This is a genomic window from Vibrio sp. 811, assembly GCF_033339195.1.
The window spans coordinates 1-1,152 of record NZ_JAWOUB010000096.1; the positions used below are offsets into that span (position 1 = coordinate 1).

Genomic DNA, 1,152 nt, shown 5'->3' on the forward strand with positions numbered 1-1,152 from the left:
TTGGCAGCCAAAGCAGCAAAGGGTAAAAAAGCCGACATGGCAGATCCAGACATCGCTCAAAAGACAACGGGTTATGTAGTTGGCGGCATTAGTCCACTTGGACAAAAGAAAGCGTTGCCAACCTTTCTACATGAAAGTGCAAAAGAACAAGAGACGATTTGTGTGAGCGCGGGTAAACGAGGCTTAGAAATTGAGCTTGCTCCGCAAGATCTTGTTGCTTTGACCAGAGGGCAGTTTGCCCCATTATGCTTGTAAGCCAGTTTGGGTTGAATGACCAACAAAGAAAAAGGACGCGAAAGCGTCCTTTATTGTTATTTTTTGAGGCTTAATGTGCCACTAGTGCGTTTTGCCGGTTTACTTGTCGTATTCGGATTGACGTAATGCTGCTTCGGTTTGCTCGGTGTTTGAGGCTTGTTTTGCGGTCTGCCATGCTCACCTTGTGGCTTCGCGCGTTCACCTTGAGGTTTCGCTTTGTAATGCTCTTTCGCAGGGCGTGAGTTTTCATCATCACGTTGACGGCGCTTTTGCTGGCCTTTTTTAGAGTTAGGTGCATGACGGAACTCGTCAGCGTTATTACCACGGAAGGTGCGCGTTTTTTGATTGCGACGAGCAGTCGAACCTTGGTTCTCTTCACGGCTATCAAACAGTTTCGCATCAGTCGCTTTACGAATATTACGACCTCGAGAATCTGTCTTTGACGCTTCCTCGGTACCAACTGAGCCATCGCACATTGCTAAAATTTCTGCGACTTCGTCATCGGTTAGGTAACGCCATTTACCATTTGGAATTCCATCTAGAGAGATGTTCATGATGCGTACGCGGCGAAGTTTAAATACTTCGTAGCCGAGTGCTTCACACATACGGCGGATCTGACGGTTTAGGCCTTGCGTCAAAACAATACGGAAAGAGAACTTGGTTTCTTTCGTAATTTTACAAGGGAGCGTTACGGTATCGAGGATTCGAACACCGCTCGACATCTGTTTTAGGAATTCGTCCGTAATCGGCTTGTCGACACGCACCACGTATTCTTTTTCGTGGTTGTTACCAGCGCGCAGAATCTTGTTCACAATGTCGCCATCGTTAGTCAAGAAGATCAAACCATCCGAAGGTTTATCGAGTCGACCAATTGGGAAAATACGCTTTTTGTGACCG

At 46.8% G+C, this 1,152-nt stretch carries 2 protein-coding genes; one reads left to right on the forward strand and one right to left on the reverse strand.

The window, feature by feature from the left end:
• Positions 1-255: YbaK/EbsC family protein (locus tag R7Q46_RS25065; RefSeq protein ID WP_318077916.1), on the forward strand; the 255-nt coding region annotated here is incomplete at its 5' end.
• Positions 256-311: 56 nt separating this feature from the next.
• On the opposite strand, the gene R7Q46_RS25070 is transcribed toward R7Q46_RS25065, so the two are convergent.
• Positions 312-1,152: pseudouridine synthase (locus tag R7Q46_RS25070; RefSeq protein WP_318077917.1), on the reverse strand; the 841-nt coding region annotated here is incomplete at its 5' end.